General features: G+C 70.2%; 7 protein-coding genes. 6 read left to right on the plus strand and 1 reads right to left on the minus strand.

Annotated elements, in window-relative coordinates:
- Nucleotides 1-14 precede the first annotated feature (14 nt).
- The 5 genes from AB0M36_RS16870 to AB0M36_RS16890 all read left to right on the plus strand — a co-directional run bounded on the left by AB0M36_RS16870 (nt 15) and on the right by AB0M36_RS16890 (nt 6975).
- On the plus strand, nt 15-758 hold the full coding sequence (locus AB0M36_RS16870) for a hypothetical protein (RefSeq protein ID WP_364158042.1): 744 nt from the start codon (nt 15-17) through the stop codon (nt 756-758).
- Complete coding sequence (gene eccCb, locus AB0M36_RS16875; protein WP_364158045.1) at nt 755-4795, plus strand: type VII secretion protein EccCb; 4041 nt, start codon at nt 755-757, stop codon at nt 4793-4795. Before AB0M36_RS16870 ends, eccCb begins: the two co-directional genes overlap by 4 nt.
- Nucleotides 4796-4882: 87 nt before the next feature.
- Nucleotides 4883-5254, plus strand: a complete 372-nt coding sequence (locus AB0M36_RS16880) for a WXG100 family type VII secretion target (RefSeq protein WP_364158048.1) — start codon at nt 4883-4885, stop codon at nt 5252-5254.
- Between the two features lie 14 nt (nt 5255-5268).
- Entirely contained in the window at nt 5269-5595 is a 327-nt protein-coding gene (locus AB0M36_RS16885; protein WP_364158050.1) for a WXG100 family type VII secretion target, read from the plus strand.
- Between the two features lie 6 nt (nt 5596-5601).
- Nucleotides 5602-6975: an EsaB/YukD family protein gene (locus AB0M36_RS16890; protein ID WP_364158052.1), complete on the plus strand. Its 1374-nt coding sequence runs from the start codon at nt 5602-5604 to the stop codon at nt 6973-6975.
- Nucleotides 6976-7026: 51 nt separating this feature from the next.
- Here AB0M36_RS16890 and AB0M36_RS16895 read toward each other — a convergent pair whose 3' ends face one another.
- Nucleotides 7027-7356 (minus strand): YbaB/EbfC family nucleoid-associated protein, encoded by a 330-nt coding sequence (locus AB0M36_RS16895; RefSeq protein WP_364158054.1) that lies wholly within the window; start codon nt 7354-7356, stop codon nt 7027-7029.
- 206 nt (nt 7357-7562) lie between these two features.
- Between AB0M36_RS16895 and AB0M36_RS16900 the strand changes: the two genes are divergently transcribed.
- Entirely contained in the window at nt 7563-16553 is an 8991-nt protein-coding gene (locus AB0M36_RS16900) for a hypothetical protein (protein WP_364158057.1), read from the plus strand.
- Nucleotides 16554-16564 lie beyond the last annotated feature (11 nt).

Raw genomic sequence — 16564 nt, forward strand, 5'->3', positions numbered from 1 at the left:
GACGGGAATCGGCAGTGACAAGCGTCGACACGCAATATCGGGACAAGGGGATCGGTGCTCCGGGTGAGCAGCGCCGGGAGTTCGTGCGCGCGTTTTCCGAGTACGGGTGGGCCCGTCCGGGTGCCGAGCGTCCAGCGGCCCGCCCGCACGTGACGCTGATCGTCGCCACGGTGGCGACGTTGATCGCTCTGTTGGCGGGAGTGGCGATGCAATTGATCAAGCCGGTCAAGCTGAAGAAGCCAGTCGCGCCGGCCCCGCCAAAGGCCGTGACGACCTACTCCGCGGTCAGTGGCTGGGACTGTGGGGTCTTCGACGATCACGGCTTCGCCGCCGAGGGTCGCCAGTCCACGTGGGTGACCGTCGGCGAGGGTGGCTGGACCAGGGACGGGTGTCACGGCGACTACGTGGTTATCCCGTTCGCCGGCGCCGGGTCGGTGACGCCGGCGAGCGTGCAGTGGTGGTTCCGGCCGCCCACAGCCATGAAGAACTGCACCGTCCAGGTCTTCGTCCCGACACCGGACGGCTCGGTTTTCAAACCGGTCCCCTCGGTGACGTATTCGGTGCTCAACGCGCGTGGCGGCACGGAGTTCGCCCGGTTCAGCGTCCGCCAGGCCGGTTCGGCCGGCACGTGGGTCACCGGTGGCGCCTACCCCGTGACGAAGAGCGGCATCGCGGTGCGGATAACCAGCGCGGGTAAGGCGCCGTTCCACAAGGCCATGCTGGCGGTAGGGCAGCTGAAGGTGAGTTGCACAGGATGACCCGACTGGCTTTCCATCGTCCGCCGCGGTTCCTGCCGCCGCGACTGTCCACCGAGCCGATCACGCTTCAGATGCCTCCGGAGGCCGGGAGCGGCCGGAACACCGGCACCTGGCTCGCGACGATCCTTCCGGTGCTGAGTTCGGCCGGCATGGCGGGCTACATGATTACGTTCGGTCGGCCGATCCTGATCGCCTTCGGCATTCTTTTCGTGGTCGTCGCGATCGGTGTCACCATCGCCATGCGGTCACAGCTGCGCAGCGACAACCGGCGCGAGGTCCGTCGGCAGCGTCGGCGCTATCGGGTCCACCTCAACGAAGCCCGGGCTCAGGCCCGGTCCAACGCCGCTATGCAGCGCACGGTCAACGCGGTCACCCACCCCGACCCGTTGCGCCTGTGGGGGATCAGCACCTCGCTCGACCGGGTCTGGGAGCGTCGCCCGGCAGACCCCGACTTCATGCATGTACGCATCGGTCGGGGCCGGGCCGCCCTGGCCACACCGGTGGAGCTGAGCCAGCGGCTGGACCCCATGGGGGAGTACGACTGGGAGTCGCTCACTTCGGCGAAGAAGCTCGTCGCGCGGCTTGGCGGGGTGGAGAACCAGCCGGCCGTCGTCAACTTCGCCGATGCCGGCGTGGTGAGCCTGCTCGGCCCTCCGGACCGGACCGCCGGCCTGGCGCGGGCGATCCTGAGCCAGCTCGCGACCCTGCAGGCGCCGGACGACGTCCTGATCGCCGTGGAGACGTCCGGCGGCGGCGACTGGGCCTGGGCCAAGTGGCTGCCACACGCGATCGAACCCGACGGTACGAGTGAAGCCGGCGTCCTTCCGCTGGTCCGGGTCGACCCGGCCGATCTGGCCGGATACCTCGAACGTGAGATCCGCCGGCGCGAGGAGCACGTGGCGGTGCAGCGGGTCCAGATCAGCTTCGACCGTTCCCATGCGCCTCGCCTGCAGCGCCTGGTCGTGCTCTTCACCGGGTTCCAGCCGGTGTCCGAGTGGGGTCGTTCGGACCTGCTGCGGGCGCTGCTGCAGGCGGCCGGGCCGCAACTCGGCATCACCGCGTTGTTTCTGGCCCGGCGCGAACTCGACGAGCCGAGCCGGGTGGACCTGCGGATCAGGCTGACCGAGGACGGCCGCGCCGCGATGGAGGGCCGCGGCGACCTGGTCACCACCGCGGTGGACGACCTCGTGCCGGACACCATGGACGTCGGCGTGGCCGAGCTCAACGCGCGCCGGCTGGCGCCGCTGCGGCTCATCGACGAACGCGACCAGGTGCTCGCCCGTGACGTCTCGCTCACCGACATGCTGTTCGTCGGCGACCCGCTGACCATCGATCCGGCCACGCTCTGGCTGCGGCCCGACAGCAGCCGCCTGTTGCGCGTACCGATCGGAACTGACGCCGAAGGCGGCACCGTGCTGCTCGACCTCAAGGAAGCGGCACAGGGCGGCGCCGGGCCGCACGGTCTGATCGTCGGCGCGACCGGTTCGGGTAAGAGTGAGCTGCTGCGTACGCTGGTCAGTGGTCTTGCCCTGACCCACTCTCCCGAGGTGCTCAGCTTCGTACTCGTGGACTTCAAGGGCGGTGCCGCGTTCGCGCCGTTGGCGGGCCTGCCACACGTCGCGGGTCTGATCACCAACCTGGTCGACGACGCCGCGATGATCAGCCGGGTGCACGCGGCGCTGCTCGGGGAGCAGCAGCGCCGGCAGCAGATGTTGCGCGACGCGGGCGACGTGGACTCCATCCGGGAATACCAGACCCGGCGCGCCGCCGGTGTCACCAAGCCGGACGGCACCGAGCTCGAGCCGATGCCGTACCTGATGATCATTGTCGACGAGTTCAGTGAGCTGCTGTCCGGCCGTCCCGAGCTGGTAGACCTGTTCGTTCAGATAGGCCGGGTCGGTCGAAGCCTCGGCATGCATCTGCTGATGGCGACCCAGCGGCTCGAGGAGGGCCGGCTGCGCGGCCTGGAGTCGCATCTGTCGTACCGGATCTGCCTGCGTACGTTCTCGGCGAGCGAGAGCCGCGCGGTCATCGGCACCACCGACGCCTACCAGCTGCCGTCGATCCCGGGCTCGGCCTACCTGAAGGTCGCCGAGTCCGTCTACCTGCGACTGAGGGTCGCGCACGTTTCCGCGCCGTACCTCACCAGCGCGCAGCGCACCGAGGCCGGCGGCCTGGTGAAGGCGGTGGTCCCGTTCGACGTCGCGCCGCTGCCCGATCCGCCCGCCGAGGCTGGCGCCGAGGAAGCGGACGACGACACGCAGACGCCGTCCGGGCCGACCGAGCTTCAGGTGCTGATCGATCGGATGAAGCCGCTCGCCGCTCCGGCCCACCAGGTGTGGCTGCCGCCGCTGCCGGAGGTGATCCCGCTCGACCTGCTGCTCGGCGCGCCTGCCGTGAGACCCGGCCGGGGGCTGTGCGCACCTGAGTGGCCGGGCGCCGACATGAAGGTCGTCCTCGGTGTGCTGGACCGCCCGCTGCACCAGGACCAGCAGCTGCTGGTCATGGACTTCGGCGGCACGCAGAGCAACCTCGCCCTGGTCGGTGCGCCGCAGACCGGCCGCAGCACCCTGCTGCGCACGGCGATGCTGTCCGCCATGCTCACCCACACGCCGGAGGAAATGCAGTTCTACTGCATCGACTTCGGCGGTGGCACGCTGCACCCGTTCGTGTCCACGCCGCACGTCGGCTCCGTGGCCGGCCGCAGCGACGAGGAACTGGTGCGGCGTACCTTCGCCGAAATTCAGTTCCTGATCGGTGAACGGGAACAGCAGTTCCGCTCCCTCGGCGTCGACTCGATCGCCGAGTTCCGGGCCCGGCGCGCCGCGGGCCGCCTGCCGAAGGGCACCCGCACGGCCGACGTGTTTCTGATGATCGACAACTGGGGCGGCCTGCGCGCCGCGTTCGAGGAAGCCGACCCGATCGTCACCGAGATCGCATCGCGTGGCCTTGGTGTGGGTGTGCATCTGGTACTCACCGCCGGCCGCTGGATGGAGATCCGGCCGGCGTTGCGCGACTCCATCGGCACCCGCATCGAGCTGCGACTCAACGACCACAACGACTCCGAAATCAACCGCAAGCTCGCCGGGCAGATCCCGACCGGCGTCCCCGGCCGCGGTGTGGCCGCTCCGGGCCTCTACTTCCACCTCGCCGCGCCGCGCATGGACGGCGCGGAGACGACCGAGGGGCTGCGTGAGGCGCAGCTCGCCGTGCTCGACGAGGTGGCCACCAGCTGGTCGGGTGCGGCGGCCCCGGAGATCAGGTTGCTGCCGACCGAGATCTCGCTCGGCGACGTCCTCGCGATGCGCGATACCGGCATCCCGATCGGCGTGACCCAGCGCGACCTGGGTCCGGTCGACCTCGACCTCGCGAGCGGCGACGAGCGGCACCTGGTCGCGTTCGGCGACAGCGGTGCCGGCAAGACCGCCTTCCTGCGTACCTGGATCCGCGCCACGGTCGAACGGAAGTCGGGTTGGGAGGTGCGGTTCGTCGTCGTCGACTACCGCCGCAGCCTTCTCGGCGTCGTGCCGGACGAGCATCTCGGCGCCTACGCGGCCGATTCGGATTCGCTCAAGGTGTACGTCGAACAGGTCACGGCGAAACTGCGCGAGCGGCTGCCACCATCCGACGTCACCCCGCAACAGTTGGCCGCGCGCAACTGGTGGGAGGGCCCGGACATCTATCTCGTGATCGACGACTACGACCTGATCGCCGGCGGCATGGCGCATCCGCTGCGGCCGTTCGTCGAGTTCCTGCCGCACGCCCGGGACATCGGCTTCCACGTCGTGCTCGCGCGCCGCGTGGCCGGCTCGTCGCGGTCGCTGATGTCCGATGTGCTGATCATGAGAATGCTGGAGATGGGCAGCGCGGGACTGATTCTCAGCGGCGACCGCCGCGAGGGAACGCTGATCGGCGACCAACGCGCCGCGATCCGGCCACCGGGCCGCGGTGTCCTGGTGACGCGTGGCGCCCCCGCCGAACTGATTCAGGTGGCTATCGCCGAGGACGCGATGACGACCAGCGGGGTCGCCCCATGACCCTTCGATTAGGGAACTAGCCGTGTCCTCCACCAACGATCGAAGCTAAGACGCACGGCAGTCCGCGCGAACATGAGGAGGAGCGACGTGACGCACTACAACGTCACACCGGAGTACGTGGCGACCGCCGCGACCCAGTGCGACAACACCGCCAACAACGTGTTGACCCAGCTGACCGCACTGCAGCAATTCGTCACCGGACTCGGCGCATCGTGGTTCGGCGTTACGTCCGCCCAGTTCGCCGAGATGATGAACAACTTCCACGTGTACTCGATCCTTCTGCACGACGCGCTGGTGAACATCGGCCAGGGCCTGAGCGGCAACTTCGTCAACTATGTCAACAGCGAGGCCGACAACCTCCAGAACCTCCTCGCCATCGACGGGAACCTGATCGGCACACCGACCGATCCGTCGGCCATGCCGACCGACCCCACGCCCATTCAGCCAGCCCGTCTCTGAGCTAGGAGCCGATCATGCCCGATATTTTGTCCAGCAGACTTCAGGTGCCGACAGAACTCGAGAACGCCGGGAACAGCGTGCGTACCATCTCCAACGGCCTCGCCATGGAGCTCAACGACCTGCGAGCCAAGCTGGCACCGCTGCAGGAGTCGTGGACAGGCCAGGCGTACACCTACTTCACCGGACTCGAACAGCAGTGGAACCTCGCCTCCGTGGGCCTGTGGGGTGACGGCACGGCGACCAACGTCGGCCTCCTGCCGTTCATCGCGCACGCGCTCGACAAGGTGTACGAGAACTATTCGAATGCCGAGGCTTCCAACGTGAAGACCTGGCAGCGCTGACGCACGATGTTGGACAGGCGTAGCCGGATCACCGTCGTCGGCGCCGACAAGCGCGTCGACGTCGCGGTTCCCAGCGAGAGTCCCATTGGCGAGTACGTGGTGGGTCTGGCCGACCTGTGCGGCCGGAACGGCTCGGGGCCGATGACACCGGCGTGGTCGCTGGCGCCGGCGGGGCGGGAACCGTGGCCGATCGAGCAGTCCCTGGCCGAGGCCGGGGTGGCCGACGGGCAGGTGCTGTACCTGTGCGACAGCGCCCGGGATCCGGGCACCGAGCCAGTGGTGGAGGACATCGAGGAGCTGGTCGCCGACGACGCGCAGAAGAACCGCGGCGACACGGCGCACCGCGGTGTGCTCACCATCTGGCTCGGCACCGGCTGGCTCTCCCTCGCCGCGGCGACGGTCGCGTTGCGGACACCCCGCGCCGGCCTCGTCGCGGCGATCGGCCTCACCCTGGTCAGCCTGGTCATGCTGTCCGTCGCGTGGGCACTCAACGAGCAGCGGGCACGGATCCCGGCGTCCGCGTGTCTGGCCATCTCGCTGAGCGCGGCGCCCTGCCTGGCCGCCGCGGGCGGCCTGCTCGGCCAGTCGCTGGACGGTCGGCTCTTCTGGTGCGGTGTCGTCCTCGGTGCCGCCTTGGGGACGCTGATGGCGCTGGCGGCGACGCCGGAGCCGGCGATCGTCGCCGTCGGGGTGCCGCTGGTGACCGCGGGTGCGCTCAGCGTCGTGCTGATGATCGTGCACGCCGACGTGACGAAGGCCGCCGCCGCTACCACGGTGGTGGCTCTGGCCCTGATCGCCGCGGCCCGACCGCTCGCCGGTGCGGTGGCGGCGTGGAGTGCCCGGATGCCGAAGTCGTCATCCGGCATGGCACCCGTGACCGCCCGACTGATGCTGAGTTCCCGCCGTCTGCTGACCCTGACCCTGATGTTGCCGGCACTGGCATTGGTCGGCGCGCTGCCGGTGCTCGCGGTCTCCGGTCAGGGCTGGGCACTCGGACTGACCTGTGTCGCGGGACTGGCGCTGGTGATTCGCTCCCGGCAGGTCGGCTACCCCGTCGAGATCGCCATGCTCGGCGGGTCCGGTGCGATCGGGCTGTTCAGCGTGATCGGCACGAGCGCGTACCGGTACCTCGGCATGAACCAGGCCATCTGGTCGCTGGTGTTGGTCGGCGGTGCACTCGTCGGCATCGGCGTCGCGGTGGCGGTCACCTACCGGCCGGAGGAATCCGACGCGGACACCTCGGTGTCGAACGGCCCGGACCGCGGCAAGTTCCTCGACAGCCTCTGCGTGGTGTGTCTCGTCCTGTCCGCGACGCTGGCGATGGGTGTGTTCGGCGTCTTCGACGAGCTGTTCCTGATGGGCCGCACGATGGTTGGATGACGAAGGTACCGGGACACCGTCGGGGATGTCCCGGCACCTTCGCGGCCGTCACTACTGCGGATCGTCGGCGATCAACCGGTTGAGGTCGTCGGTGAGCGGCTGCATCACCTGCTGGGCCACTCCGCGCACGTTGTTCAACGCGTCCTGCATCGCCTCGGCGACCAGAGTCTCCAACCGGCGCAGGTTGTCCAGGTTGACCGCGCGCGGCTCGATCCTCACCGAGCGGACGTCGCCCGACGACGTCATCGCCACCCGTACCGAGCCGCCCTCGCACGTGCCGTTGACCTCACGGTCGGCCATGCCGGCGCTGGCCTCCTGTACCCGTACGGTGATCTCCTGCGCCTGTCGCAGGAACTCGTGCAGTTCGTTCTGGTATCCCATCGTGCCTCCCAGCGAAGCGTCCGCGGTCGTACCCGCCAGACGGCTGGGCGCGCGGTCCGGTTCACGCGGGCGGCGGATTGGTCGGCGCGTCCCATCTCCGGTGACGTGCCCGGTCCTCGTTTCTGGGAACTGGGTACGACGCGTCCGCGGTGAGACCGTGGACCGATGCGGTGTCTGCTCAGTGGGTCGTCGAAGGGCGCGCGAGGATGAGCATCTCCTATCCGGACCCGGATGCGCTCGACAGCTTCGCCGACGAGTGGGAGCGGATGGCCGACGACCTCGACGCGCTGTATCTGGCCGTGCAGGGCTCCACGGCGAAGGTCGATTGGACAGGCAAGGCGCACACGTACTTCAACGACACCGCGTTTCTGGTCGGCCAGCAGGTGCAGTCGGTCGCACAACAGACCCACAACATCGCGAAGGACATCCACGAATTCGCGCAGAAGATCCGGGAGGAGCTCGCCAAGCAGAACAAACAGGTCATCGCCATGATCATCGGCACGGTTCTGGGCATTGCCGCGATGTTCCTGCCGTTGGGCTCTCTTCTCGAGAAGCTGTCCAGGATGTTCTCCGCGCTGCTGTCGGCCGGCGGCAAAGTCCTCCCCAACATCGCGCCAGCCGTGGCGCCGTTCTTGTCGAACATCGCGGTCGGCGCCGCGGTCGGCGCCGGCATTGTGGCGGTGGCGGACGGCTTCGCCGCGGGCTTTACGAATCTGCCGTACGAGGTCGATCCGCTCAACCTGGGGCTGGCCATCGGGCTCGGTGCGCTGACCGGCGGCATCATGCCCGGCGGGAAGATCAGACCGGGCCAGGGCCGGCACCTCAACCCGCTCCCGAAAATCATCAACGCGCTCAAGCCCATCGAGCTCCCCGGTCGTGGGAAGGCCGGGCCAGGCGCCACGGGCGGGAAGAGCCCCGACGTGGAGGCGAATCCGGCCGGCGCGGCCGGGTTCGCCACCGGCGCGAAGGTGAACACGCCGCTGGGCAAGACCGTTGGTCCCCACGACCAGACTGTCGTCAACGCCGGCGCCGACCTCCACCCGAACACCACGTCCGCCAACGGCAGATCCTCCGGGGCGGTGCGCGAGCAACCCCCGCCGGTCAATGGCACGATGCGTCCGGCCGTCGGCAACAACCAGCCGTCGCCGACGGGACGCCCGGGCAGTGGCGCCGGCCAGCCGGAGCGTTCGGTCATCCCGCCGCCCACCGGCAAAGTGGGCTCGACACCGACGGGCGGTACGCGCGTCCCGCCGAGCCGGCCCGGCGCGGCCGAGGAGTCGGCGAACGGCGGCGGCCGATTCCCCCCGGCGCGGCTGGACAACGGCTTGGCACGACCGGACAACCCTCCGGTCGACAACGGGTCGAGCACCTCGACGGGCCACGGTTCGCCGAAGCCGTCGACGACGCATACGCTCAACGAGCCGCCAACCGCGCACAGCGGTCCACCGGCGGCCTCCGCGGCTGGCGGCCGGGCGGACGCCGGCGGCGGTCCCCGTGGGGCCGGCGGACACGAGACGCCCGTCGTCAACCACCAGACGGCCGCTAACGGTGGTCACGGCACCCCGTTGCCGGCGAGGCCCCAGCCGCACGAGTCGTTCACGAACACGCCGCCACCGACCGGTTCGCACGGCGGTTCGGCCACGCCGCTGCCCCCGCGCGCCGCTACTCCGCCGCCGGAGCGGCCGCTATCTGTCGGCAGCGGTGGTCACGATGCGACGGTGCTGCCGCCGCGATCGTCGTCTGTGCCGCCGGAGCGGGTGCAGTCTGTTGGCGGCGCTGGTGGTCACGATGCGACGGTGTTGCCGCCGCGTCCGTCGTCTGTGCCGCCGGAGCGGGTGCAGTCGGTCGGTAGCGGTGGTCACGATGCGACGGTGCTGCCGCCGACGTCGCCGTCGGTCCCGCCGGAGCGGGTGCCGACGTCCGGCAGCGGCTCGCCGCAGTCGCGGACTCCCGAGTTGCGTATCGACACGTCGGTCGGTGGCCGGCACATCCCCGACGAGGTCTCGCCGTTGACGGGTAGGCCGGAGTCGCCGACGTCCCCGGTCTCGCCGTTGTCGCACGCGGGCAGCGGCCCCGGCACGCCGAAGGAAGGGTCCGGTCCGGTGCTCCCGCCGCGCCCCTCCGGCGGCGACTCGTCCCCGGCGCGACCGTTCCCGGGCAAGGCCAGCCCGAGCCCGGCGTCGCCGGATCGCGTCTCGTCCGAGGCCGGGATAACCGACCGACTGCCGATCGACCGAGCGCCGAACCAGTCCGGCGTCGGGGGTGAAGCGCCACAACAGGGCAGCCTTCGCCCGCCCGCCAGCGGGGACAGGCAGGCGCCGCCCGAGGCGAGTGCCGCGCCGTCGCCGGTCCGCCACGGCATGCAGGGCGCGGAGCCGACCACGCGGCCGCCGTCGCGTCCGTCCACAGCCGAAGGCACGGTGGCAGACGACGCGCTCGCGCTGACCCGGCACACCGGCCCGGCCGGGCGGCCGCAGGGCGGCTTGCCGCACGCCGGCGACACCGCGGCTTCGTCGCATCCGGCATCGACGCCGAGCAACACACCCGACCCACCGCGTCCTACGCCGGCAGGGGAGGGCGGGTCGATGGGCAGGGGACTGTCCGGTGGCGGCGGCGAGAAGCCGCCCGCGACCGGCAACCCGTTCTCGGAGACGCAGGTCAGCCGCGAGGACTTCCTCCTCAGCAACCGGGCGAAGGAACCGGTCTGGAACGCCGCACAGGAGCGGCTCCAGAGCAAGTACCAGGCCATCGCCGATGCCATGCAGAGCATGCACAAGGCCCGTGGTGAGCCGAGCGACCGGTTCGACCAGGCCTACCAGAGTTGGAAGACGAAGGAAGGCAAGGAGCTCAACGCCGACACGCTGACCTGGCTCAAGGGCCAGTTCGACTTCTCGCTGAAGAAGACCTGGCAGGCCTTCTACGAGAGTCCGGGCGCGGGCGAGCCGCTGGTCTCGCGGCCGGGTCGGGCCGAACCCGTCACTCCGGGCACCGCGATGAGCGGTGCCAAGGGGAGCAGCCTCAAGGATCCCAACGCCGTCTACCGCAACTGGCCGAAGGAGGTCGACAATCTCGCCAACACACTGAGCTTCAAGTTCGACCGCCACGCCGGCCTGGACGCGGCGCACAACCGTGCGGACCTCAGCTTCGGCGAGGCACGCGCCAATTTCCAACGCGACCACCCGGGCAGCGGCCTGACCGACGGCCAGTTCGCCGAGGTGAAGAACCAGTACGTCCGCGAGATCACCGACGGATACCTGGGGAACCTTCGCGACGGCAAGGTAACACCCGCGTTCGACCGGTGGCAGGAGCGCGTGGAGAAGGGGCTGCCCGACCGGTTCCACCAGGAGGCGAGCCTCGACCTGTTCATGAAAGGCCCGTACAACGATCGGTTGCAGCAGTGGAAGCACGACAACGGGTTCGACGGCGCCTCGGAGCGCCCCTGGGAGAAGCGGGTCACCGAGGACATCCGAAACGAGATCCGGGCCGACCTGACCAAGGACGCCGGCCCCGGTGCCACGACCCGGACGAGGCCCGCTGACGACGGGTGGGCAGACGCAGCCGCTGGGAAGCTGCCGAACCGGTTCGACAGCAACGAGCGCGCGCTGCGGGACCGGCTCGCCGACGAACGGCAGCTGGACAACTTCCACACCCTGGAGGACGGCAGCGCGTTCGACCGCGCGCTCACCACCGTCCAGCGGAACCACCCGGAGCGGGCCGGGCAGCTGAACGAGCACGTGATCGCGCAGGAACGCGCACGCTACATGGCCGACTCCCACGAGGCGTACCTGGACGCCCGGGCGGGCGGCGGCGACGCGGTGCCGAAGTGGCTGAACGGCAAGGGACTGGCCGAGGCGAAGGCCGCCGACAACCTGGCTCTGACCGGTCAGCGGGAGCAGAGCCTCGTCGACGCGAAGTTCCGGGCCGCCGACAAGGACGGTCAACTCACCATGTCCAACGACGCACTCGACCGCGTGCGTGGGCAGGCAGGGCGGGACTTCAGACAGGCGTACGACCGGATCTGGGGCGACCACCCCGGTGAGTTCGCCAAGGGGTCGAGCCCTGAGAACCTGGCCAGCGGCCGCTGGCAGAAGTGGGAGCAAGCCACCGACGTCCTGAACCGGACGCTCGACGTGCGGATCCTGCACGAGCAGCACCTGAACACCATCCTCGGGTACGCCGCGCGCGACTTCGACGCGCTGGTCGGCCCGGTCTCGCGGCCCAACTACGAGATGTCCCACCTGGCCCGCACATCTCTCGGTGACCGCTACCGGGACGACTACGCCTCGACGTACCAGAGCATCTTCGGTCGTCCGGGCGAGAAGCTCGACTGGTGGCTCGCGCACGAGAAGACGTTCACCGACCAGTTCAGCCAGACCACGATGGGGCTCCGCATCGGCCAGGCGTGGCAGGACGGCAACTTCCGGTTCCCGCAGGACGGCGAGCAACCGATCACGTACAAGCTCGCCAACGACTGGGTACTGGAGGTCCACAAGTGGGGCGGGTGGTTCCGATCGCCGGAGGTGTCGCCCGAAACCGCCGCCAAGGTGCGTTCCGGCTACTACGCCGACCCGCTGTCCGACGGTCCGAGTTTCGTCTTCGGAAAACACAACGAGAACGTGCCGCCCGCCGTGGCGTGGCAAGGCAAGCAGTTCATCGAGAGTCTGCCCACCCGGCCGAGCGGCTACCCGGTCACTCTGCTCGGCCGGCACTTCGCGGACGAGACGCCGACCGGCGGGCACGCCAGCGAGATCGTCCCGAGCAACATGCGCCTTACCGGGCCGGGGCGCAGCGGATGGGACGGTCGCCCACTCGGCGCCGAGTCCGGTCTGCCATATCGTGACGGGCACCTACCCGGCGAGCCGGCCAACCATAGTGGGCCGGTCGAAACCAGTGACAGTCCCGACGGCGGGATCACTCACATCTTCGACGACCGCACGGCGGTCCACATCAAGCCGTCCGGCGGCTCGGCGACCCGGATCCTGCCCGACGGCACCCGGGAGGAGTACCGAAACAACGGGTTGATTTCGAGCACGGACAAGCACGGGTACGTCTCGTCGCAGTTCGACCAGATTGGCCGGCCGACCCAGCTGACGAGCCCCGGGGGCCAGGTCACGACGTACAGCTTCCAGTCCAAGGCGCGGCTCGACATCGTCCACGACGGTTCCGAGTTCGCCTATGCCGACCACCGGTTGGTGCGGCACACGACGACCGATGGCACTGACCTGACCGCGTTCGATCACGAGGGCCGGCCGGTGGCGGGTAGTACGGCGGACCGGCGCGGGTTCACCATCGAGCACGGCCCGGGCCGTGCGGCGACGATCCGGTTTGACGACGGCGCGACGGTGGATACGCGTCTGGATGGGTTGAAGCGTCCGCTGGCTGGCCTTGAGGCCGACGGGCGGAAGTACTCGGTGGAGTACCGACCGAACGGGACGGCTGTGCGCACCTACGGCGACGGCAGCATCCGGGAGGTAGGGCCGGGCACCGACCGTGTGCAGCCGCCGTCGGTGGGCTTCGACGTGTGGCACGAATTCCCGCGCACGTGGAATCCGGGGCGGTGGACCGAACATTTCCAGAACGCGCAGCTGGTGGGTCAGACCGCGCCGGACGGTACCCAGTACGCGGACTTCGTCGACGGTGTGCCACACCGGGGGGTTACGCCGACCGGCCGTCGGTTCACCATCGACACCGACGGCGACCACGCCGTCTACACCTTCGGCGACGGCCGGGCGCTGCACTTCCACCGCGGCGATCCGGTCGATGTGACGGTCGCGCCGAGGAGTCCGCGAGACGTCGAAGGGGAGGAGACCGTCGACAGGCCGGCGGGCCGTGTGGAGCTCGACGAGGACGGCCGGCCGTCGGTGTTGACGTACGAGGACGGTCGGGTTCTGAGTTTCGATTACCCGCCCGGGCAGCGAGTTGTCACCCACGATGACAGGTCGAGGTTCGTCTACGAAACCGATTCTCCTCTCACCTTTGACGGTGACCGGTTGGTGCGGATCGAGACTTCCGACGGCACCGTGTTGACGGCGTTCGACAGCGAGGGTCGGCCGAGCGCGGGTATCACGGACGATGAGCGGCTGTTCACCATGGGGTATCGCTGGAACGGCGAGGCGACGATCCGGTTCGGTGACGGCGCCACGGTGGATACGCGTCTGGATGGGTTGAAGCGTCCGCTGGACGGCCTTGAGGCCGGCGGGCGGAAGTATTCGGTGGAGTACCGGCGGGACGCGCCCGCGGTGCGCACCTACGACGACGGCAGTACCCAGGAGGTTGCGCCGGGCACTGATGGTGCGCCGCCACCGTCGACGGGCTTCGAGGTCACCAACCGACTCGGCGGGAGCGGCCCTGGAGGCAGCCCGTCCACGGCGCTCGGCCGGCCATCCCGGCCGGACGATTCCGCCACCGAGACACGGTCCACGAACGGCGAACGGCCAGCCACCGACACCCGGCTCCCGGGCGACACCCGCCTCCCGGGCGACACCCGGCCCGGCAACGTCACCGAGCTCGCCGAGCGGCCTCCGGCCCACCAGCCGTCGGACCCGATCCAGGAGATGTTCGGCCAGGGCGGCCGGACGGTCGATGACCTGGTGGCCCAAATGGGCGCCGGGGGAGCGGGTCATGGTTCGAGCGGGCACCTGCCGCCGGAGCGAACGTCAGGTGGGTCGCAGGCGCCACACCCGCAGGCCGGCCACGGCACACCGGGGGACGACGGCACACCGACGGACCACGGCGCCGGGGCCCCCGGTCCGGCTTCCGGGTCCGCGCCGGCGCCGGCGCCGCGAGTGAAGCGGGCCAGGCCCAGCGGACCGAGCTACTTCACCGCGATGCCCGCGGGGATCTCGGCCGCCGCCGACGGCAACGTGGTCATCCTGTTCGACGGCGAGACCGTGAGCATCCCGGCGGACGAAAGGCCGACCGGATCCCGCGGCGGCCTGACCATCGCCATCGATCCGCAACTCACCAACCTCGCGCAGATTCAGGCGGCATTGCGCAACCTCAAGCCGGAGTTCACGCCCAGGCTGACCGTGATGTTCCTCGGCGACCGCACAGCGGTCACGGTGGAGCGGGCGGCGGCCATCACCGACAAGATTCTCGGCGAGACGGCCGCCAATGCGGCCGTGTACTTCCCCGCGCCCGCGCTGACCGAGCGACCCACGCAGAACGCCCGGCAGGTGCCGGTCGGCGCGGATGGTAAGCCGGCGTTCGCGGCCACCGCTGCCGGGTTCCGGTTCCACCCGTCCAACCACCCCGCGCCGAGCGTCCGCGCCCCCTACGGGCTGACGAGCCGCCCGCAGGCCGAGACGTACCGGATGCCGGCCGGATGGAGTGCCGACGGCCGTGACCCGAACGCGGTCTGGATCGGGCAGCGGCTGCCGCAGAGCGTCCCGGTCGGTGGTCCCGGTCAAGGCACCGCGACCGGGACCGGGCCGATCGTCGTCGGTGAGCCGGGGACGGTGATCCCGCCGGAGGTGATGGACGACGTCGACCGGATCCGGCGGACCACGCCCGGCATCGAGGTGGTGCTGGTCGGCCGGCCGTTGACCGGCCCCGAGCAGGCACGGCTGAAGGTGGTTCGAAAGGCTCTTCCCGACGGTTGGCAGGCGTACCCGGTCACCAAGGGCTGGGTGGTCGGGCCGGCCGGCAGCACGCCGCCGGACCTAGGCCCTGCCGCGACGGTGACGCCCGTCCCGGGCACCAGGGTGGTCTTCGTCGACCGTGCCGATGCCGAGCCGGACGCCGTGGCCACGGCCATCGCGGACCTTGTGGCGGGTCTGCCGGAGCGTCTGCGGCGTTCCTTGGTGCTGCAACCCGCGCCGGGCAAGGCGCTGCCGCCTCAGACGGTCAGCAGGCTGGCGGAGATGCTGCCCGGGGGTTCCCGGGCGGCACCGGCGATCGTCGTCCCGCTCGCCCAACTGGTTGACCCGCCGGCCGCGTCGGACTCCATGTTCGTGCCGATGGCCTGGACGTCGGCCGGCCCGGTCCGGACCCTGCCGCAGTTCGCAGACCATTACCGGGTCTATGCGCCGGGCGCCGAGCCGGCCGAGCCGCTCCCGGAAGGCCTCGCCGAAAGCCGGGACGGGCGTTTCGAGCTGACCGCGCCGGACCTGGCGAACTGGACCGTCGACACGAGCGACCCGCGCGTCGTGCGTATCACGCACGACAGCACCAAGGCCACGGCGCCGTCCACCCGGCCGGCCCGCCCCGGCGCGGTGTCCGTAGAGGTGTCCGGACCCGACACTCCGGCCGGCCTCGCGCAGCTGTTCATGTTGTTGGAGCGGTGGCGCGCGGGCCGGCCGGTGAACGTCGCCCTCAGCGGCGACATCGAAGGCTGGCGCCGGCTCGAGCACGCGGCCGTGGCCCAGGGGCTTCCGCCCGGATACCAGGCGATCCAGGTCCCCGCCGGTCACGTGATCGCGGCCGAAGGCGCGTTGCCCGAGTTGGAGACGGCGCGCCGCGTGTCCCCGGCGCCGGACACCACCTTGCTCTGGTTCAGCGGGGACGTGCCGATCGGCCAGATACTGGGCGCGCTGCCGGACCCGGTGCGGGACCGCGCCGTCGTGCACCGTGCCGACAACGAGCAGCCGCTGCCGCCCGACTGGGCGCCGACCTACCTTCGGGACCGTCAGTGGCCGACATCCTCGAAGCCGCCGCGCGGGGTCGAGGAAGCGAGGGCTCGGGCGACGTCCGCGTCTATCGTCAAGACGCGCCAGTTCGCGCTGCACGCGGCGAAAGCCAAAGCGATGCTGCAACAGGTGACCAACCGGCCACCGGCGTCGGGCGACGCTACGCCCGGCGTTGCCGTTCCGCACACCGAGATCCGCTACGCCAACCTGGGGCACCGTGGTCTCGCGGACCTGCGCACGTCCATCATGGACGAAAACGCGAGCGAGACTCAGTTCAGGCAGTTCCTCGCCGGGTTCGGCATCGCCGGTCCGCCGCCAGTGCGGCTCGGCGGCGCCGCCGAGGCCAGTCTGTCGCAGCACGCCAACGCCGCTGTCCTCGAAGCGGTCCGGCTCACGCTGAGCGGCGACTTCCCGCGTGCGCTCGATGTGATCCTGGCCAACCGGGCGGCGCTGGTGGGCGCGGACCGCGCCAACTGGGTCCGGTGGATCGGTCAGCTCGGGCAGGCCAAAGCGGAGCACGGCGAGCGGCTGTCCGAGCTCGCCCAACAGGTCATGACGTGTAACGAGTAGCGATACGTCCG

Source organism: Actinoplanes sp. NPDC051346 (genome assembly GCF_040682215.1).
In the GTDB taxonomy this organism is placed as follows: Bacteria; Actinomycetota; Actinomycetes; order Mycobacteriales; family Micromonosporaceae; genus Actinoplanes.